At 37.2% G+C, this 20,090-nt stretch carries 22 protein-coding genes and 1 pseudogene; 9 read left to right on the forward strand and 14 right to left on the reverse strand.

The window, feature by feature from the left end:
* On the reverse strand, positions 1-267 hold a 267-nt coding region (locus A3G9_RS0108275), incomplete at its 3' end, for a DUF4422 domain-containing protein (protein WP_002821178.1).
* Positions 267-896 carry a sugar transferase gene (locus tag A3G9_RS0108280; protein ID WP_002821177.1) on the reverse strand — a complete coding sequence of 210 codons (630 nt, stop codon included), beginning with the start codon at positions 894-896 and terminating at the stop codon, positions 267-269. The genes A3G9_RS0108275 and A3G9_RS0108280, both read right to left, overlap by 1 nt.
* A gap of 106 nt (positions 897-1,002) precedes the next feature.
* On the opposite strand from A3G9_RS0108280, the gene A3G9_RS0108285 reads away from it, so the two are divergent.
* The gene (locus A3G9_RS0108285) at positions 1,003-1,503 is read left to right on the forward strand and encodes a GtrA family protein (RefSeq protein ID WP_002821442.1); all 501 of its coding nucleotides are present in this window, start codon (positions 1,003-1,005) and stop codon (positions 1,501-1,503) included.
* On the opposite strand, the gene metG is transcribed toward A3G9_RS0108285, so the two are convergent.
* Entirely contained in the window at positions 1,504-3,531 is a 2,028-nt protein-coding gene (gene metG / locus A3G9_RS0108290; protein ID WP_002821441.1) for a methionine--tRNA ligase, read from the reverse strand.
* A gap of 73 nt (positions 3,532-3,604) precedes the next feature.
* On the opposite strand from metG, the gene A3G9_RS0108295 reads away from it, so the two are divergent.
* Both A3G9_RS0108295 and A3G9_RS0108300 read left to right on the forward strand, forming a co-directional pair.
* Complete coding sequence (locus A3G9_RS0108295) at positions 3,605-4,975, forward strand: amino acid permease (RefSeq protein ID WP_002821439.1); 1,371 nt, start codon at positions 3,605-3,607, stop codon at positions 4,973-4,975.
* Positions 4,976-5,072: 97 nt separating this feature from the next.
* Positions 5,073-5,732 carry an HD domain-containing protein gene (locus A3G9_RS0108300; protein ID WP_002819608.1) on the forward strand — a complete coding sequence of 220 codons (660 nt, stop codon included), beginning with the start codon at positions 5,073-5,075 and terminating at the stop codon, positions 5,730-5,732.
* 92 nt (positions 5,733-5,824) lie between these two features.
* Here A3G9_RS0108300 and A3G9_RS0108305 read toward each other — a convergent pair whose 3' ends face one another.
* The 4 genes from A3G9_RS0108305 to A3G9_RS0108315 form a co-directional block, all read right to left on the reverse strand.
* Positions 5,825-6,739, reverse strand: a complete 915-nt coding sequence (locus tag A3G9_RS0108305; RefSeq protein WP_002819609.1) for a restriction endonuclease — start codon at positions 6,737-6,739, stop codon at positions 5,825-5,827.
* A gap of 143 nt (positions 6,740-6,882) precedes the next feature.
* Positions 6,883-7,128 (reverse strand): histidine phosphatase family protein, encoded by a 246-nt coding sequence (locus tag A3G9_RS1000000110665; RefSeq protein WP_257611091.1) that lies wholly within the window; start codon positions 7,126-7,128, stop codon positions 6,883-6,885.
* 31 nt (positions 7,129-7,159) lie between these two features.
* Positions 7,160-7,453: a histidine phosphatase family protein gene (locus A3G9_RS1000000110670; RefSeq protein WP_268741702.1), complete on the reverse strand. Its 294-nt coding sequence runs from the start codon at positions 7,451-7,453 to the stop codon at positions 7,160-7,162.
* Positions 7,454-7,553: 100 nt separating this feature from the next.
* Positions 7,554-8,018 carry an HXXEE domain-containing protein gene (locus A3G9_RS0108315; protein WP_002819612.1) on the reverse strand — a complete coding sequence of 155 codons (465 nt, stop codon included), beginning with the start codon at positions 8,016-8,018 and terminating at the stop codon, positions 7,554-7,556.
* A gap of 483 nt (positions 8,019-8,501) precedes the next feature.
* On the opposite strand from A3G9_RS0108315, the gene A3G9_RS1000000110260 reads away from it, so the two are divergent.
* From A3G9_RS1000000110260 to A3G9_RS1000000110780, 3 genes are all read left to right on the forward strand, one after another.
* Entirely contained in the window at positions 8,502-8,750 is a 249-nt protein-coding gene (locus tag A3G9_RS1000000110260) for an alpha/beta fold hydrolase (RefSeq protein WP_018025296.1), read from the forward strand.
* Between the two features lie 6 nt (positions 8,751-8,756).
* Positions 8,757-9,272 (forward strand): alpha/beta fold hydrolase, encoded by a 516-nt coding sequence (locus tag A3G9_RS01000000109655; RefSeq protein ID WP_018025297.1) that lies wholly within the window; start codon positions 8,757-8,759, stop codon positions 9,270-9,272.
* A 75-nt stretch (positions 9,273-9,347) separates the two neighbouring features.
* On the forward strand, positions 9,348-9,467 hold the full coding sequence (locus tag A3G9_RS1000000110780) for a hypothetical protein (protein ID WP_002819615.1): 120 nt from the start codon (positions 9,348-9,350) through the stop codon (positions 9,465-9,467).
* Positions 9,468-9,493: 26 nt separating this feature from the next.
* On the opposite strand, the gene epsC is transcribed toward A3G9_RS1000000110780, so the two are convergent.
* From epsC to A3G9_RS1000000110010, 4 genes are all read right to left on the reverse strand, one after another.
* Positions 9,494-9,991: a serine O-acetyltransferase EpsC gene (gene epsC / locus A3G9_RS0108325; protein ID WP_002821438.1), complete on the reverse strand. Its 498-nt coding sequence runs from the start codon at positions 9,989-9,991 to the stop codon at positions 9,494-9,496.
* A 19-nt stretch (positions 9,992-10,010) separates the two neighbouring features.
* The gene (locus A3G9_RS0108330) at positions 10,011-11,150 is read right to left on the reverse strand and encodes a trans-sulfuration enzyme family protein (protein ID WP_002821437.1); all 1,140 of its coding nucleotides are present in this window, start codon (positions 11,148-11,150) and stop codon (positions 10,011-10,013) included.
* An 18-nt stretch (positions 11,151-11,168) separates the two neighbouring features.
* The gene (locus A3G9_RS0108335) at positions 11,169-12,080 is read right to left on the reverse strand and encodes a PLP-dependent cysteine synthase family protein (protein ID WP_002821436.1); all 912 of its coding nucleotides are present in this window, start codon (positions 12,078-12,080) and stop codon (positions 11,169-11,171) included.
* Positions 12,081-12,742: 662 nt separating this feature from the next.
* On the reverse strand, positions 12,743-13,045 hold the full coding sequence (locus A3G9_RS1000000110010; protein WP_002816876.1) for a CHY zinc finger protein: 303 nt from the start codon (positions 13,043-13,045) through the stop codon (positions 12,743-12,745).
* 450 nt (positions 13,046-13,495) lie between these two features.
* Here A3G9_RS1000000110010 and A3G9_RS1000000109755 point away from each other — a divergent pair, with 450 nt between their 5' ends.
* Positions 13,496-14,299 (forward strand): alpha/beta fold hydrolase, encoded by an 804-nt coding sequence (locus A3G9_RS1000000109755; protein ID WP_002821435.1) that lies wholly within the window; start codon positions 13,496-13,498, stop codon positions 14,297-14,299.
* Positions 14,300-14,519: 220 nt separating this feature from the next.
* Here A3G9_RS1000000109755 and A3G9_RS0108355 read toward each other — a convergent pair whose 3' ends face one another.
* Together A3G9_RS0108355 and A3G9_RS0108360 are read right to left on the reverse strand one after the other, a co-directional pair.
* Positions 14,520-16,163, reverse strand: coding sequence for an acetolactate synthase large subunit (locus A3G9_RS0108355; protein WP_002816873.1), 1,644 nt, complete (start codon positions 16,161-16,163; stop codon positions 14,520-14,522).
* A 32-nt stretch (positions 16,164-16,195) separates the two neighbouring features.
* On the reverse strand, positions 16,196-17,146 hold the full coding sequence (locus A3G9_RS0108360) for an AEC family transporter (RefSeq protein ID WP_002821434.1): 951 nt from the start codon (positions 17,144-17,146) through the stop codon (positions 16,196-16,198).
* A gap of 179 nt (positions 17,147-17,325) precedes the next feature.
* Here A3G9_RS0108360 and A3G9_RS0108365 point away from each other — a divergent pair, with 179 nt between their 5' ends.
* On the forward strand, positions 17,326-17,754 hold the full coding sequence (locus tag A3G9_RS0108365; RefSeq protein WP_002819627.1) for a MarR family winged helix-turn-helix transcriptional regulator: 429 nt from the start codon (positions 17,326-17,328) through the stop codon (positions 17,752-17,754).
* A 99-nt stretch (positions 17,755-17,853) separates the two neighbouring features.
* On the opposite strand, the pseudogene A3G9_RS01000000109665 reads toward A3G9_RS0108365, so the two are convergent.
* Positions 17,854-19,241 (reverse strand): annotated as a pseudogene (locus A3G9_RS01000000109665) (sugar porter family MFS transporter).
* Positions 19,242-19,491: 250 nt separating this feature from the next.
* On the opposite strand from A3G9_RS01000000109665, the gene A3G9_RS0108375 reads away from it, so the two are divergent.
* Complete coding sequence (locus tag A3G9_RS0108375) at positions 19,492-20,061, forward strand: NAD(P)H-dependent oxidoreductase (protein ID WP_002816867.1); 570 nt, start codon at positions 19,492-19,494, stop codon at positions 20,059-20,061.
* Positions 20,062-20,090: the final 29 nt, after the last annotated feature.

The raw sequence follows: 20,090 nt of genomic DNA on the forward strand, positions 1-20,090 counted from the left end.
TTTGTGGTTAAGCGAAAAATATCTTCGATAGTGGACAAGGCCGATTATGTCGGCATCGGAATTCTTCCAAGCCCAATAAAGAGCTGTTAATTCATTAAAAGAGGAATTTTTGTCGCTAATATTGTCACCGCTGTCATCGCCAATCCATCCAGCCGGTAAATCAAAAGGATTGCTTGATTTACTATGTCCAACCCAAATCGGCTGATATAAAGGGTCACTAGGCATCTGATAAAGTTTGTGAGATGCCACATATATTTTTGCTTGCATCAATATGCCCCCGCACGAGAAAAAATAGCCTTCATCGTCAAATAAACAATATACCAGTCATACCAAAAACCAATGTGTTCGACATACTCAAGGTCAATCTCGGCACGCTCGGGATATTTAATGTCGGAACGTCCGGTTGCCTGCCACAAACCCATCGCCCCGGGTAAAACGCTTAAAAATTTGTCAACATTCGAACCATAGTAGCGCAATTCCGGTTCGGTAACCGGGCGTGGACCAACAATCGACATCTGGCCGGCGAAAATATTAAAAAGCTGAGGCAACTCATCAAGGCTTGTCCGCCGTAAAATCCTACCAAACTTCGTGACCCGGGGATCCTCACCGGCCGGAAACTTGTAATCGTTTTTAACAAAAGTCTGATAGTCTTCCGGGTGACGCTTGAAATAAGTATCCGCATCAGCCCGCATCGAACGAAACTTGATCAGCTTGAAATGCTTATGGTTTTTTCCAACCCGGTCATGTAAATAGAAAATCGGCCCGTGCAGGTCATTTATTTTCTGCAAAATAATTAGAATTAAAAAAAGCCAGGACAATAAAACAATGCCAACTAAACTTCCGGCAATGTCTATCATTCTCTTAAAAGGTATGTAACGTTTTTGCGGTTCTGTCATTCTCTGTCTAATTATAACTAAATTTATTAATTCAACATTTATTCTAAATTACTTATTAACAAAAACCTAACCGGGAAGATTTGGGCTAAAATTAGAAAGTCTGATTATGAAAAATTTTTTTAATAAAAATTACGAAATTATTCTTTACCTGATTTTTGGTATTTTAACAACGGTTGTTTACTTTATAGCACGTTTTCTAACTCTTAATTTAAGCAAAAACGCTCTTCTGGCCGTCGCTGTCGCCCAGATATTGGCAATTCTTTTCGCCTTTATCACAAATAAGATCTGGGTCTTCAAAAAAGCCGAAAAGGCTCCTCTTTTGATTCAATTTTTAAAGTTCGTAGCGGCGCGATTATTTGTCTTTTTACTCGACTTCTTTATCACTTGGCTTTGCATCGAAAAATATGGTCGTTTCTTTATTAACTTCTTCGCTTTGAACCGTCTCAATTATCAATCCGGTATTACGACTTTCCCGATAATAAGCGGTTTTATCGGTTCGCCCACGCTTGCAAATACCTTCATTTGGTCAATGTTCGTTCAAATTGCCGCAATTATTTTGAACTACGTATTTTCTAAACTGTTTATTTTCGAAAACAAAAAGCAGTGATTAATTAATCGCTGCTCCAGCTTCGACTTCGTCAGGTAATTCGCTGACGATCACTTTTCCATCAGAATTTTCAGCGCAAAGAATCATCCCCTGACTGATTTCTCCAGCCATTTTTCTTGCCTTTAAATTCGCGACAATTGCAATCTTTTTCCCAACCAGAACTGAAGGATCCGGATACCACTCACGAATTCCGGAAAGAATTTGGCGACCGTCTTCGCTACCATCATCAATTTGCCACTTAATCAGTTTTTTTGAATTCTTAAGTATTTCTCCCGATTTAATTTTTCCGGCAATTAATCGAAGTTTAGCAAAATCATCGTAATTAATTTCCTCGACAGTTTCATTTTGTAGTTCTTCGCGGGCCTTTTCCTTGGCAGCTTCCATCCGAGCGCGGCCTTTGCCTTTGGTATCCTTTTGCACAAGACCGGAGATAAATTCAACCTCTTTTTTTACGTCGAGTCTTGGAAAAAGCGGTGTTGGATGCTCAACGACTTTTATGCCGCTAGGAATATCGGCAAAATTCAAATTAGAAATCGGCTCGACTTCCGGCAAACCAAGTTGATCGAAAATTTTCTTTGGCGCCTGGGTCAGCACCGGTTGCAATAAGGAACCAACAACCCGTAACGAGGCTGCTAAGTGAGCCATTGCATCATCAAGTTCCGCCCTTTGCTTATTTTTATCAAGTACCCAGGGCTCTGTCTCATCAATATATTTATTCGTACGCCGGATTAAGGTCCAAACTGCTTCCAAAGCATCGGCCGTGTGAACCTTTTCCATTTCATCCTTGAAGTTTTCAACGGCCTGAGAAGCAGTCTCTTCAAGTTCGCGATCTTCAGGAAGAAGCTTGTCAAGTTTTGGAATCTGACCGTTTTCATAACGATTGATCATCGAGATAGTTCGATTCAGTAAATTTCCGAGGTCATTGGCCAAATCGAAATTAACACGATTGACAAAATCCTCCGGAGAAAAGACGCCATCATTTCCAAAAGGCATGCTGCGTAGGAGATAATAACGGACGGCATCAAGACCATAACGGCTTTCCAATGTTTCCGGATAAACAACATTGCCTTTGGACTTGGACATTTTACCGTTTTTCATGACCAGCCAGCCGTGGCCCAATACTTCGCCCGGAAGCGGCAGTCCCAAAGCGTGGAGCATAATTGGCCAATAAATCGTATGAAAACGCACGATTTCTTTACCAACTAATTGAAGATTAGCCGGCCAAAACTTTTTGAACAACTCAGGTTGATGATCAAAATCACCTAATTCAGGGTCGTATCCAAGCGCGGTGATATAGTTGGACAAGGCATCAATCCAAACATAAATAACATGTTTCTCATCTCCAGGAACTGGTATTCCCCAATTAAAACTGGTTCTCGTAAGAGCCAAATCTTCCAGACCCGGCTTGATGAAATTAGAAATCATTTCATTCATCCGGCTTTCCGGCTGGAGAAATTCAGGATGGTCATGATAATACTGCAAAAGCCAATCAGAATATTTACTCATCTTAAAGAAGTAGGTCTCTTCTTTGACGAGTTGAACTTCATGACCGGATGGCGCTTTCCCGCCAATTACTTTGCCATCCTTATCACGATAGACTTCTGCCAATTGAGATTCGGTAAAATATTCTTCATCGGAAACCGAATACCAACCGGTGTAATTGCCCTTATAGATATCCCCTTCATCCATAAATTTCTTAAAAATATGCTGGACAACGCGTTCGTGGTATGCGTCAGTCGTTCTGATGAATTTATCGTAGGAAATATTCATTAATTTCCAAAGTTTTTTGATACTAACAGCCATTTCATCCAGATATTCCATTTCGGATTTACCGGCTGCTTCAGCTTTTTCCTGGATTTTCAAACCGTGTTCATCAGTACCGGTTAAAAAGAAAACATCTTCTCCCAAAGCGCGATGAAAACGGGCTACGGAATCTGCCAGAACGGTCGTATAAGTGTTTCCTAGTTGCAATTTCCCCGATGGATAATAAATCGGTGTTGTAATATAAAATCTATTTTTTTTCGTCATGACAAATGAGTCCCCTTCAAATACATATTTCCATTATATATATAAGCCAAAGATAGCTTAATATAAATACTAAATGAAAAAGTTAAACGATAGTAAAAATAACATGAAACAGGAATTATCAAACCGTCATATACAACTGATATCGATTGGTGGAACAATCGGAACCGGATTATTTTTAGGTGCTTCCCGATCAATCGCTTTTACCGGACCGTCGATCATGCTGGTTTATTTAGCCGCGGGAATTTTTATGTTTCTGCTGACAAGAGCGATGGGCGAAATGCTTTACATGGATCCAGACCAGCATACTTTTATAAACTTCATCAGCAAATACTTGGGAAAACCCTTTGGTTTTTTCTCTGGTTGGACTTATTGGCTCTCGATTATTTTTACAGGAATGGGCGAATTAACGGCAGTTGGTATTTATTTTCAATTCTGGTTTCCAAAAATGCCCATGTGGATAATTCAACTAATGTTTTTAGCCGCAATTATGTCAATTAATTTAATTACAGTCAAATTTTTCGGCGAAGCTGAATTTTGGTTTGCCATGATTAAAATATCCGCCATCATCGCTCTAATTTTGACAAGCATCTTCATGCTTGCTACGGATTTTAAAACCCCAATCGGGGCCGCCGGGCTGACAAATATTTCAAAAAACTTTCAACTCTTTCCAAACGGCTTTAAAAATTTCGTAATGGCTTTCCCAATGGTTTTCTTCGCTTATCAAGGAATTGAATTTGTTGGTATCACGACCAGCGAAACAAAAAATCCAAGGGCCGTTTTACCAAAAGCAATTAATCAGATCATTATTAGAATTCTAATTTTCTATATCGGTTCATTAATAGCGATCATGTTGATTTATCCTTGGCAGTCTTTGGACCCGAAACAGTCTCCTTTCGTTTGGATATTCAAGCTGTTGGGAATCAGTTGGGCCGCCGGCTTAATCAATTTCGTTGTTTTAACGGCAGCATCCAGCGCATTGAATTCCATCTTATACTCTTCCGGCCGACACCTTTATCAGCTGGCATCGGATTCATCCGGTAAATTCAATAAAAACTGTGCCGTCATTAGTAAGAACGGTGTGCCGGCACGTACCATTTGCCTATCGGCTTTAGCGGTTGCGGTTTCCCCGATTATCAACTCGATTCCAACAATTAAAGACGCTTTTTCTGTCATTGCCAGCGTCAGTTCGGGAGCTTACCTGTTAATTTATATTCTTACTTTATTTGCTCATAGAAAATACACCCAATCCAAGGACTATCTTGACAATGGTTTTCTGATGCCGAAACCAAAGTTTTTCGGTCCCTTAACAATTGCATTTATGGTTTTCATCCTGATATCAATGCTCTTTCAAAAAGAGACCTGTCCGGGAGTCGCCACGGCTTTAATTTGGCTTGTAGTTTTTGGAGGTTACTCTTTGGCAAAATATAAAAATGAAAACAGTTAATAAAAAATGACCCTTGTTTGAAATTTTCAAATGAAACTTTTTAATTAAATCTATAGAAAAAAGAAGTAAAAATTTTATTGCCAATTAAAATGAAATTATGAATCCAAACAGTGAAGAAACTGAAAAACTGAACAAAATTCATAATTTTATGTGTGGCATCTTAGACAGCGATCAATCCGGTCATGATAGTTCGCATATTGATCGCGTAATCGGTTTAACAAAGAAAATTCTTAAAAAAGAACCAACTGCCAACCAATTTATAGTCTTGGCAAGTGCGACTTTGCACGATACCTACGACGATAAATTATTTGTGGATCAACGAGAAGCTAAAAAGAAAGTTATTGATTTTTTAAATGCAATTGATGTCGATCCAAAACCGATTATTTATATTATCGACAACATGTCCTGGTCGGCGGAAACTTTTGGCCAAGCAAAAAAATTGGACATCAATGGGCAAATTGTCCAAGATGCTGACCGGCTCGAAGCAATCGGGGCAATCGCAGTTATCCGCGCTTTTAAGTATGCTTTTAAACACCAACAAATCGATTATGATCCAAAAATAAAGGCGCGAGTTTTAAAAAATAAGACCGATTATCGTAATGGGAAGCAAACAACAATTAATCATTTTTATGAAAAATTATTTAAAATTAAAAATTCTTTGAATACAGAAACAGCAAAGCAAATTGCCAAACGACGTGACGAATTTATGCATGAATTTGTTAAAGAATATATTGCCGAATATAATTTGGATGCCTAAGGAAAAAGACAGTTATTAATAATCTATTTGATTAAAAACACTTGAAAAATCTCCATTAAAATCTAATTCAGCTGATTTGATTAGGACTTTACTTATTCCTTTTCAAAGTAATAGTCATTTAGAGTAAAGGTTTGAACCGGTGTTATATGCAATTGATATTTTTGAACCAAGGAGGCCAGTTTGATTCCATCTATCAAGGTGACCGAATTGTTGCCAACTACTGCTTTCTCTTTCGCTTGATCGGTAAAATAGCTAGTAGTAATAAAAATGCCATATTCAGCATTGAAACTGTCCATAACGCCTTTAAACTTGTCTATTTCTGGTTCGCCAACCGATCCATTTGTAAATCTTTTCGCCTGGATTGCAACTCGGCTTGTCCTAAACTCATCTGATTGGAAATAACCAAAACCATCAATGCCGTGATCTCCAGAACGAATTATTCCTCGTTGATTGTCAATCCTAACTCCCATTTTAGAAATTAAGAGTCTAGAAAAACTTTCAAATTTTCCGGGACTGAATTTTTTTAGCTGGTCGATAAGTTCAGTTTTCCAATCCGAATCGCCAGAGTTTTCATCTATTTCAACTGCCTTGGTACTTGTGGAGTCGTCAATAATTGAATTAGCTTTTTTTCGAGCTTTTCTTAATTCTGATTTGTTCTTCCAATACTGATCAATTAATCTTTTTTCTTCAAGAGTTGGAAAAAACTTCTCATTGGAGATTCTTCCTTTTTCAGTTAAAATTATATCTTTTCCCCTTTCGGGTTTTTCGATATAGCCGGCAATAAACAAATTATTGACTCCAAAATTAAAATCAAATAAAAAAGGAACATATTGTTTGCCTGATCTGGAGATAACTGGATCAAAAACATCTTCATAACTAAATTCACTATCATTGTCATCAGCAATTGCCTGTTTAATATCGTCTCGAGAAGCGGAACCACCTAATGTTTTTAATTCTTTTAAAATTGCTCTCTCTGCTCCGCGCCTTTTATAAATGTGTTTTACCATTCTTTTTTATCCCCTTGGATCAATTCGATTGCTCATTATTGAATACCATTTTTAATTATAAAAATCTTTTATTTTTCTTGCCAAACTATAAATAATGGGTTTATCAATATTCTGATTATTTATTTTATAAAAATGAAAATCAATTATTTGGAAATGATCAATAACTCTTTTTGATCAATTATTTTGTTTTGCTCATTGAAATCTATTTTTAAAATATACGGCGTAAAATTTTGAATCCTGACAAAATCCAAATATCCGAAATTTGGATTAAAATAGTTCAGAATCGAGCTTAAAGCTGCCCCGTGAGTTGAAAACAGTATATTTTCATTTTTATGCTTAGATAATATTTCAAATAGAACCGCAATATTCCTCTGCTGAAGACTATTCATCGATTCACCGTTTTCTTCGTGAAAATCAAAATTATCCCAGCGTTTTTTTCAACAACTCCTGATAATTATCATTAACTTTCCCCCTGATTCTCTCCTTTAGACGAGGATCGGTATGTAGATCCAAATTCAACTGTTTGACCAGCGGAAGGATTGTCTCAATAGTTCTTTTGTAAGGGCTGGAAAGACAAAAATCAAAATGGACATTATTTAATTTGTTTAAAACTTTTAAAGAATCTCTCTTGCCCTCGGCCGTTAAAGGCATAGTCGCATCATCATCAAAAGAATAGTCAGGCAAGGCGTGGCGCACAAAATAAATACTAATCACAAATTTTCTCCTTCGGCATTTAGAGTTAATTATATTAAGTTAACAGAAATCAGTCACAAAAAAATTAGTTCCTAAAGTCGAGCAAATAAATAACGTTAATTTAAAAGTGAATCCATTTATGAATAGAGATTAGATTTACCACAATTATGATAACTACCAGTGGCATGAATGCAAAAACCTTGCCCCGGCTAACGTAATCGGCAGCTAACCAGATAAGCCAACTTGCTAATCCCAAGGAAACGATTCCTAAAAACAGTCCGGGAATATAACCCTTAAAAATGACCGCTTGTCCAATATGAAACAAAATATGTAAGTTATAAGCCAATATGACAGCAAAATAAAAATAGAGATTTTTCGTCCACCAGCAAAACAACATAATTATTAGTAACAAAATATATTCTTCTAAGACCATTAAAGTGAAGTTTTTCGCAGAAATTTCAGGAATCGTTTGAGCCAGCCGCTTATTCTTATTCGCTTTAACCTTAGCTACCCAACCCGGCATAAAAGCAGTCTCTTCCAATTCGTGTAGCATAAAGATTAAAGGAAATATAAAGTAAATATTCATGATCCCTTTCTGTATCCAGATTAGTAATTATATATCGAGAAGTTTTACATAGCTTTTAGGCCTGCCGTTCGCCATAAAACATAACTCAGCAATATCATATTAAAAATTTTAAGCAGCTATCCATCCTTAAAATACTATCGAAATCTCACTTACAGTTTAAGAATAACTTAATCATATTAGAGCTGATTTCATTTTGAGAGAAAATACTTTTCTATTCAGATTTTTTAAGGTAATTGATATTAATTCATTTAAAGAAAAGCAATTTTTGCTTTTATATATCTCATCAAAACCAATAAATTTTAAAATTCTAATGGATTAAAAATATAGATCGAAACTATATTTCTTTTAAATGAAAAATCCCAATACATAATTTTTCTTTTGAACAATCAGACAATTTATTTATATGCATTTTGGAAAAAAATTAGTTAAGTGCACGATTGATTTATTAAATAGTCTTTAAAACTATTTTTCAAAAGAAAAGAAATGGAAAAGAAATTAACGATATCCGACGGAACTAAAATAGCTTATGATATCAACGGAAAGGGCAAAACAATGCTGATGATTCACGGCGTTACCGATTGCAAAGAAAGTTACGACAGCGATCCGTCCTACTTAACAGAAAAATATCAGGTATATCGTTACGATCTGAGAGGACATGGAAATCACGACCATCCAAAAAAACAATTTGATTTAGAAGATCATATTAACGATGGCATCGAATTGATAAAATAATTAAAATTGAAGGATTTTGTTCTCTATGGTGGCTCATTAGGGAGTTATATAGTCCAAGGAACAGCCGTCAGAATACCGGAAAAAATCAACAAACTTATTTTGAATGTTTCTGCGGCCAAAAATCCGGACTCTGCCTTGGCAGAAACTGCTAAAAAGGACAGCATCCCCGAAAAAACTTCTGAAAGAAGAGAATACTGCATTAAACATTTAACTCATGATCCAAAAAATATTGCTTCGATAGAGAAGTCCGGACTTCAGAAGAATACACTTGACGCCGAGGACGAATACCGCGCCTTAAAATCAATCACAGCTTTTGATTTCCGCGATCAATTAAACAAAACAGACTGCCCGGCTCTGATTACCAGTGGAATTTACGATCCTGTTAACCCACCAGCAAAAGGCGAAATTCTTCATAAATTGATTAGAAACAACCAGTTTTCCAAATTCCCGTCCGACCATCCTTTGCGGCTGGAATGTGCAGACAAATACAAAGAAACGGTTCTGAATTTCCTACGTAAATAAAATAAAAGATACTAAAAAACGCATGTTTTCATTGATCAAACAGCGTTTTTTATTTTAAAAAGGATCGGCCTATGTTTGGGAGTCGCCATCGGAATTTTGCTAGGCGTTTTAATAAAACATCTGGATATCGGTATTGGACTGGGAATTTTAGTAGGGGTAGTTATAGGCCATATCAGTACTTTTAGAAATAATTGAAGACTATCAACGAAAGAGTCAAAAAATTAGTCGACTAATCTACCGGGATTACCGACGATCGTTCGATGGGCCGGCACGTTATTCAAAACGACGCTTCCAGCCCCGATTTTTGCGTACTTGCCAATTTTAACAGCTCCCAAAATTTGAGCGTTGGCACCAATAAAAACATTATCGGCAATGTGAGGATGACGCAAACCAGGTATTGGCCGCCGCGAGCCAAGAGTTACATTTTGTAAAATTGTAACCTGGTTACCAATTACAGCTGTTTCACCAATCACTACACCCAATCCATGATCGATAAAAAGGTTTTTGCCAATTACTGCGGCAGGATGAATTTCAACACCGGTTGCTTTTTTGCCCAAGTGAGAAATCAACATCGCGAGTAAACGATGTTTGTGCTGCCAAAAATAATGGGCAATCCGATAAAAACCGACGGCATGAAAGCCGGAATAGGTTAACAAAATTTCCCAAATACCAGGAGCAGCCGGATCGTGTTGCTGAATAAATTTAGCGGCAGTAAACATTTATCATTCCTTTCAAAAACTAAATCTTGCTGAATGACTGTTTTAAGTCGTCCAGTAAATCCTGACCATCTTCCAAACCAACCGATAGACGGATCAGCTCGTCTTTAATACCGTTCTTCAAACGAATATCTCGAGGAATCGAGGCATGTGTCATCAAGGCCGGAATTTCGATCAAACTTTCGACACCGCCCAAGCTTTCCGCTAAATCAATGATCCGCAGACTCTCAACAAATTTCTTCGGGTCCAAGCCTTTTTCCAGTTCAAAGGATATGATGCCGCCAAAACCACGCATTTGTCGTTTTGCAATTTCATATCCTTGAGAAACAGGATCACCAGGATAATATATCCGCGCGACCTTGTCATTGCGAGAAAAATAATCATAAATAAGCTGAGTATTTTTATGATGAATTTCCATTCTGGCAGCTAAAGTTTTAATCCCCCGCTGCAATAACCAACTATCATCAGGACCTAAAACACTACCAATCGAGTTTTGAAGAAAAGCTAATTTGTCGGCAACTTCAGGATCGTTGGTCACTGCCAGACCGGCCACAAGATCACTGTGCCCAGCCAAATATTTCGTTGCGCTATGAACAACAATATCCGCTCCCAAAACCAACGGATTTTGATTATAAGGGGTCGCAAAGGTATTATCGACAATTGTGTGAAGTTGGTAGTGTTTTGAAATCTCGGCAATTTTTTTAATATCGGTGATTCTCAATAAGGGATTGGTCGGCGTTTCCAAATAAATTGCCCGGGTATTTTTTTGTATGGCATTTTCAACCGCGGACAGATCTCGGGTATCAACAACAGTAAATTCCAAACCGAAGCGTTTTAACACCTGATCTATCAAACGGAAAGTACCTCCGTAAACATCATCGCCAACAACAATGTGATCACCGGAAGAGAACAATGAAAAAACCGCATGAATCGCCGCCGAACCGGAGGCAAAAGCAAAACCGGCTTTCCCTTCTTCTAAATCGGCAATCAATTTTTCCAAAGCCGCACGGGTTGGATTTCCACTGCGCCCGTATTCCCACTTTGCATTTCCAGCGACCTTGTTTTGATGAAAAGTCGAAGAACGATAGATAGGGATTGAAACTGCCCCGGTTGATGAATCTTCGCTAATACCGCCATGAATAAGTTTTGTATTGAATTTCATTTAATTCACCTCAATTTTTTAGTCGTAGATACCTTTACTTAAATAACGTTCGCTTGAATCCGGAAAAACAGTCACAATCGTTGAATCGGACGGCAACTCCTTTGCCAGCTGTAAACTTGCTGCTAAAGCAGCGCCACTTGAACCGCCGGCGAACAGGCCGACGTGCGCAGCCAACCATTTAACATATTCAAAAGCCTGATCGTCACTGATTGTTTTAACCTGGTCCACACGAATCTGATCGAAGAAAGGCGGAACAAATTCAACGCCGATTCCCTCGATTCGGTGGGGATGTTCTGGTCCCCCGTTTAGAATTGAACCTTCCGGTTCGACAGTCACGGCCTGCATTTTCGGATAATGTTCCTGCAGGAATTTTGTTGTGCCGACAAAGGTACCACCGCTTCCGGAACCGGCAACAAAAGCATCGATTTTCTGCCCGGACAAATCCTGCAAAATTTCCGGACCCAGGGTTCGATAGTAGATATCGGGGTTGGCTGGATTTTGAAACTGTAATGGAACATAAGAATTTTTGATTGTCTTTGCCAAGGATTGGGCTTTGGCAATCGCCCCTTTGATCCCATCATCAGCCGGTGTATTGATCACTTCAGCCCCTAAGGCCCGCATCAAGGTTTGCTTTTCAAAACTGAATTTTTCTGGCACAATCAATTTGACCGGCAAGTGATATTGTTGGGCTGCCAAAGCAAGACCGATCCCGGTGTTTCCGGCGGTTGGTTCGATAATTGTTGTGCCTTCTTTGACGGCGCCGATCTTCCGTCCATAAGCGATCAAAGCAATTCCCAGTCGGTCCTTGATACTACCGCCGGGATTGAACATTTCCAATTTGGCATAAATTCGACTACGGTTTGGAACGTCGATATTCAGGCGCAGTAGTGGGGTCTTGCCGATTAGCTGGTAAAGATTATTAATTAACATTTTTTATACTCCTTGTGAAATAAAAGCAAATAAAAAGACGCGAATTTCGAATTGAGAATTTGCGTCTTACGGACTGATTTTCTGATTTTAAATTGGTCTAGAGAAATTTTTTAAGATCGGTTTTTAGACACAACAACCAGTGAATCGCGTAAGACGCGGTTCACAGCAGCAACTATTCAGATATGCAGGTGCCAAAACCATTAAAAAACTCCTTATTCCATATTTTTTATCTATTTGCCAGTAATCTTATCCAAAATTCGCCTATCTGTCAATCGTCGTTAATTAACTACCAAAGAAAATTGTCAGAAAAAACATAAATTATAAATAAAATCAGTCTTTTAAATTTGAATAATACGATCAAAATACCGGTCATATTGATTAGAGTGAGTGACCATGATGACAATACAACCTTTTTTAGCAAAAGAACTTAAAATATCCATTACTTGTTCGTCATTTTTTCCGTCCAACGATCCGGTTGGTTAGTCAGCTAAAATTATGCTAATCTTTTTCAACAGCAGCCTCGCTAAAGCAACCCGCCTTGCTGACCACCGCTGAGTTCATAAACAGGCATCTGATAATAATCTTGATTCAAATCAACTTTAATCAGTGCCTTAATTGATTCGATCTTTTTCCTCTGAAAATCGATGGAATGGTTATGTAATTTAAGAAAAATATATTGAATAATGTTTTTTACAGTTTGGATTAAAAGCGTGCCCACAGTATGGACATTTCCCGCTTGTATACTCGTCGAAGTTCATTTTATGTCGACAAACACCACATAATACTGGTGAATCATTTTTATCACTGGCCAAAAAATGATGATTTTCGCTCGCGTCATGGCATAAATAGCAAGCATAATACTCGCCACACTGAGCACGTTTTAAACAGGCAACATCGTTCTCTTCGTGATAATGAACGCAACGTCCCTGGTTATCTATATCGATTCCGTTAATTAATGCCAACAACTCTACCTCGTAATTATTTAAATTCTCAACTTTAACAAAAAATCTGTTGCATTAAAAGGTCCAAAGAGTTTCTCGAATCAGTTAAAGACAAATTAATGTGAATTCCTATGGAAAATTATAATGTATTCATTTTTTAGATTTTTTTCAAAAAATACTATCTATTTATTCATCTTTCCAAAAACACTAATTCAATTGAAAGTTCCCCAAATATCGATATTTATGATAAAAGAAAAGATAAAAAGAGGAATCCAGACGGAATTTGAATTAAATAAAACAGTGGCAACGCAAATTAAGTCGAAAGCGGCAACGATTGAGAACATTTCATATCCTCTTCTTTTTTCATATACATGAGAAGTTGTCACCTGCTGAATAGAGCATATGACGAAGCTAAAGAACAAAACCAACTTAAGCGGATGCATTAAAATAGATAATTAATAATGAATAAAAATTATGTCAAAACTTCTCGCGGCGTCTTTACTTGTTTTTTCCAGTGAAGAAATTAAACAAAATAAACCAACGCTTGTTTTCTTCGCTGCCATGGGCATTAATAGTGCTTATTTAGACTTTTACAATTTATTTACTTTCTTAGATGAAAGTAAATATAATCTGATCAGTGTCGATATGCTTGGGTCTGGTTTTAGTAGCGACCCTGTCTACCATCAGCGTACATTGGAGAATTATTCAAAGGAAGTTTCGGAACTATTAGCTAAAGTAGGCGGTTCTAAACTATTTATCGTATCGCATAGCTTTAGCGCAGTTTACCTGCTCAATATTCTTCATCAAAAACAAAAAGACTTTCAAGTATCGGGCTTGATTGGAATTGATCCAACTGCTCCAAAAATAATGTTGCACGACACAGATCAACTGAACATTAGTCTCAACGAGGCCAAACAAAGCCAAAAATCCAATCAAGGAATGGATACAGATATTAATCCATGGCTTCCCGACCCCTTAGCTAAGCAGGCCAAAAAGATTTATCAAAAAAAATCAGGTAATTTCTTTGAAATCGATGAATTAAAAGAAGCCGTTAGAACACTGAAAAAAACTCAAGACATGAAGATTGGAACCGAGTTACCAACATTGTCAATTCTATCAGCCCTGAATTATCCCGATTATATTAAATGGGGTAATCCATATTTCAATGAAAACAACGCTTCAATTCAGCTTGTTTTAAATGGTCACCATTTTTTGCAGTGGCTTCATCCACAATTAATTGCCGGTTTTATCAGCTTTTTTGTTGATAACCTAATTTGATACTAATAGTAATATCCAACAAAAAAAGACCTGTTTTAAACAGGTCTTTTTCATAATTAGTTTTTGGTTTTCCTTTGCCGAATGCTTTTTTGAACTCTCATGGACTGTTACCAAGTAAAAGAAAACTCTTTGAACAGAGAAATCGAAGGGTTTATAGAATATAAGCATAAAATGTACTGATACACTTTATGCTTTTGGAAATGATGACATTTGGCCTAAGTCAAAGTGACACAGTAACTTTTCCCAGTTTATTGATAAGTTTCATATTCTCTCTATAATCGACTGGACATATAAGAACGTTAACCTGATTGTCGTTTTTCAGATAATTTTGAAGTTTGTTTTTTAAGTCGTTTCTGCTGCTGACAATATGAGCATTGGCACCGAATGATTCGACGTATTCGACGAAATCAGGATTATCAAAATCAACCTCGGAATGATGACCCATTTCCATATCCATCTTCCATTTAATTAGTCCATATGATTTGTCGACCCAAAGAAGAATCGTAATCGGAATATGATATCTGACAGCAGTCTCTAACTCTTGAGAATTCATCATAAAACTGCCGTCACCCATCACTGACAAAATATGATGATCTGGTTTTGCAAGTTTCGCTCCAATAGCCCCCGGCAAAGACCAGGACATCGTTGAAAGTCCGTTATCAATCAAACAGGTATTAGGAGCATAGGTTGGATATAAACGAGCCATCCACATCTTAAGAGCACCGGTATCAACTAAAACAATTCCCTTATCATCAACCGATTCCCTTGTCGCACTGATAATTTGTTGAGGAGTAAGAGGCACTTTGCTTTCAACTTTTCCAGACGCAATCTCCGCTTCAACTTCTTCTCTGATATCAGCCTTAGTCTCCGACGACTTAAAATCGTTCAAACAGTCGGACAAAGCCCTGATACTTTTGTCGATATCAGAAATAATATTTACTTTTACAGGATAATGTTCATCACTATCCTCGCTGAAAGTACTCATATGAATAATAGTCTTGTTGGCTTTTGGATTGATGCGGACAGGATTGAATTCAGAAAGTTCATAACCGATTGACAAAATTAGATCAGCTTGATCGAAAGCGAAGTTCCCATAGTCATGTGCCATAAAACCAATTACACCGAGTGCATATTTAGAGCGATCGTCAACCGACCCTTTACCCATAAAAGTAGTGGCTACCGGTAAATGAGTCTTTTCAATAAAAGCATTCAGTTCCTTCTCGGCATGATTCCTAACAATACCCATCCCGGCCATCACAACTGGATGCTTGGCGTTTTTTATAAGTCGAGCAGCTTTTTCAATTAACTTTGGATTGGGTTCGTTACTCTCCTTAGGCATTGAAAATGTACTGATTTGAGAACCAGTTTCCTGCTCTTCAACATCTTGAGGGACACCGATGTAAACTGGTCCTGGTCGGCCATTAACGGATTTATCATAGGCCTTTCCAATTATCTCGGAAGTTGTTTTCGCTTCGTATATGTGGGTTGACCATTTGGTTATCGGTTGAAACATTGCTTTTAAATCAATAACTTGATGGGATTCCTTATAAATTCTGTCCAGACCGCCTTGAGCCGTAATAGCGATCATCGGGGTTGAATTGGTTTGAGAATCCGCCACTCCTAAAAGCAGGTTTATCGCTCCTGGACCCAAAGTAGCGGCGGCAACACCGGGTTTTCCGGTTAGTCTTCCATAAACACCCGCCATAAAAGAAGCGCCTTGTTCGTGACGAACTAGAATAAATTTAATTTTGTCGGATTGGTTGATTGCATCGACTAGATGAATATTTTCTTCGCCTGGAATTCCAAAAACATATTTAACATCACGGTCTTCTAATACCTTAACAATTTGATGAGCTGTATCCATTTTATCTCCTTTGTCTTAAATAATTAAAAAAATTAAATTTTCAGGAAAACGATTATTAATCCCATTGAAAATATAGAAATAATATTGCTTAAGAACAGTGTCGAAGCCATTTCCTGTTCAGCGACTTTATATTGGTTAGCAAAAATAGTTGAAATGGCAGCTACCGTAATCCCCATGGTCATGGTTGTCATATTAATCACCGATCTATCTACTTTAAAGAACATCATGACCAAAAAAATAACCAGCGGAACAAAGACTGTACGACTTAAAGTGTTCATCCATACGGCTAAATTTAGCTTGGGTTTTTTAACATACAAGATTATTCCAATTGAAAACAGAGCCATTCCACCAGTTGCTCCACCTAAAACAGAAAAGTTCTTTTGCCAAATCGGAGACAGTGTTATTCCGAACAAAGATAGAATCAAAGCAAAAATCGGTGCCCAAACAACCGGTTTTTTAAAAGCACTAATGATATCAAGACCAAGGTTGTTAATTTTTCTGTTTTTATTACTGGCAGATAATTCATAACTATCGGTCGACAAAAGAATAACCGTTAAGGGAACTTGAACAACATTCATAATTAAGCTTCCGATGGCTACTATCAAAGAAGTTTCTGTCGGAAATAAAAAACCTAACAAAGTCGGACCGACAAAAGGAATTGCCGGACCTGATATAGTTAGTGATCTTAAAGCCGACAAAGAGGTACTGTTTTTCAAAATAAATTTGCAAATCGAGAAAACAATCAAATACCCTCCGACCATGCCAATAAAAATCCAGATCGCAACTGGAATATTTTCAAAAATTACTTTCCTTCCGGTAGCTAAAATTCCACCAAAAAGACTCATTGGCAAACTGTAGGACATAATTAATTTATTCAGGATCTTGGAATGACTTTCTCCAAAATCCTTTCTTGCCCCGGAAAAATATCCCAAACACAAAGTAACTATGATTGGCAATAAAGCGCTAATTAAAACTAAAATCATACAAAACTCCAAACTTTTTGCATGCAGGATTAATTAAAATTTTCTTGACATGTTTACTTTTAAACGTTGATTTTTAAACGTTTACTTTTAAACAATAACATTAACAAAGAAAATGTCAAATTATTTTGCAATCTGCAAAGTTGATACAATTAAAGGGAGAGGAACTGCTATCAAAAATTATGAGAGAAGAGACATTTCCAGGTGACATAGCACAATACTTTTCCGTAATACACCGTGCTTTCTTAAAAGACACAAAGGGCGAATATGCAAAATACGATTTAAATCCGACCAATGCCTACATTTTGCTTTATCTGTTTTTTAATAAAAACAGCAGTCAATCAGAATTAGCTCAAAAATTGGTGATTAATAAGGGCCAAATAACCAGGGAAACAACCAAACTCCTTTCCTTGAATTTCATAAGTAAAGAGATCTCGTCAAAGAATCGGACGACGAACGTAATTGCTATATCCAGCGATGGAAAAAAAGTAATAAAAAAGATTATCGACATCAGAAATCAATGGTGGGAAGAAAAATTAAAATTAAGCGGCGTAAAAACCAATTCCGAATTCTTGGATTCTCTTAAGAAACTTGAATCTATATTGAATTGATTCTTCAGTCTGAAAAAATAAAGGAAAATAAAAAAGGTTTCAACTATTTTAGTTGAAACCTTTTTTATAATTCTAAAAACATTTGAACTCTCTCAAACTTTAATTACTCTCTTGGGACATTAAATCATTTTTACGATAAGCCCGTTGAATCTCTTTAGCGTTCAATACAAAGATCGAAAGCAAGGCACTAACACCGTTGCTGGCGGCGAAAATGAAGAAGACAACCGCTGTACCGACCGCCGATATAAGCAAAGGATATATCAGGCTGATAATAAAATTAGTTATCCAGGTAGTAGCCGTTGCTATAGACATAAAACGTGCTTTGATTTTTCCGGGAAACATTTCCGACATTATTAACCAAGTAACCGGACTGACAATTCCCTGATGGCTTGCCAAGAATAGAGCAAGAAAAATCAAGACCAAGGCATTCGTAATTGTCTGCGTAAATAAAGATAAACGCAAAACAAGTCCCAATAAAGCCAGAAAAAGAATGTTGCCGAACAAGCCAATCAAAAGCATCCGATGGTGATCAAAACGGGCAATTAATCTTGTACCAAAAATGCTGGCTACAAAAGACACCAAACCGATCAGAATATTGGCATATAGAGATCCGCTTTGTCCCATGCCGACTTTTTCCATCAAAATAGTACCGTAGTACATTACTGTATTAACTCCGGATATTTGTTGAATCAAGGCAATCAAAATTCCAGAAATCAGCAGATAAACCAGACTCGGTTTTTTTAGGATGCTCTTCCAAGAGATGTCATCATCTTTTTTACTTTTTGTTTTTGATTCCTGTTCGATACCGTCAAAAGTGCTTTTTTCAAATCCCAGTTTGGAAAAAAGTTTACGAGCTTTTTTAAATCTTTTTTTAAGCAAGAGCCAGTGTGGGCTTCCAACAATATGGAAAGAATTAATCCACAAAATAATTGCCGGAATACTTGCCGAAACAATCATAATTCTCCAAATAGGATTCCAATTTCCCCCAATGTTGCCAAGAAAAGCATTCATGCAAAAAGCAGACAATTGGCCAAGAACAATGAATATCGCATTTTTATTGACATTAATCGTTCTGACCGGTTCAGGAGAAATCTCAGCCAAATACATAGGAGATAGACTTGAGGCCGCCCCGACAGATAAGCCAAGAGCAAAACGGAAAAATGACATAAATAAGAAATTCATTGAAAGAGCACATAGAATCGTTGAACTTGTAAATAAAGCAGCAATCCAACGCAGAGTCTGTTTTCTTCCAAATTTATCAGCAATTCTTCCACAGCCAAGAGCTCCAAAGAAGGCTCCCAGTACCAATGAACTGGAAACAACTCCCTGCAGTCCCGGAGTTAGATTAAGCTGATCGGGTTTACTCATAAAAGCCAAGGCTCCGTTGATTACGCCGGTGTCATAGCCAAAAAGAAAACCCCAATAGAAATGATATAAGTACTATATTTTAAAAAGCTATTATTGAATTTAGATTTTTTTGGCTCCAATAACTTTATCCTTTCTTGTATCTCGGAAATTAAGTAACGAAGCAAAGCCCGTCAAACGATAATACAATCACCATTCTATTCTTGTTGGCTCGGAAAACAAAATTGGAAGCAGACGAAATCCATGAAACGATAGTCAACTAAATCAATTTATAGCTTAATATTATATATTCATGGTCCTTAAATTCTTTTGGCCTTGCTATAATGTTTTCTATAAGAGCCTGCAATTTAAGTTTTATCAGCCGGGGGTTTTATGAGGATCACAATCATCTATTCCTATCCAAATAAGGAGGGTTTCAACGCCGGAATTTTAAAACAGGTCAAGAATAATTTATCCACAAAACATCAAGTAACAATCATTGACCTGTATGCCGAGAATTTTGATCCGGTATTGCATTTTGATCATTTGCACCAACGACGCTTTCTAAAAGATGATCCTGATCTGGCTGATTATCGTCAAAAAATCACTGACAGCGATCTGTTAATATTCATCTTTCCGATTTGGTGGTCGGGAATGCCGGCTATTTTAAAAGGTTTTATCGATCGAACATTCTCTAAAGGCTACGCTTATTCATATAAAGGTTTGTTACCTACTGGTCATTTAAAAGGAAAAAAGGCTTGGATAATTACCACGAACGATACTCCTTCATTCTACGTTCACCTGGTTCAAAAGGATTATGGAAAAGTTCTTAGTAAACAAGTCTTGAAGATGTGCGGTATTAAAACAATCAAGCGATCAACCGCCTACTATTTACGCGGCTCTTCATTAAAAAGACGTCAATCCTTTCTTCGTAAAATTGGACTTTATAGCCAAAGAATATAAAAATAATCATGTAAGTGGACTTCTACAAA

The organism is Oenococcus oeni DSM 20252 = AWRIB129 (genome assembly GCF_000372485.1).
GTDB lineage: Bacteria > Bacillota > Bacilli > Lactobacillales > Lactobacillaceae > Oenococcus > Oenococcus oeni.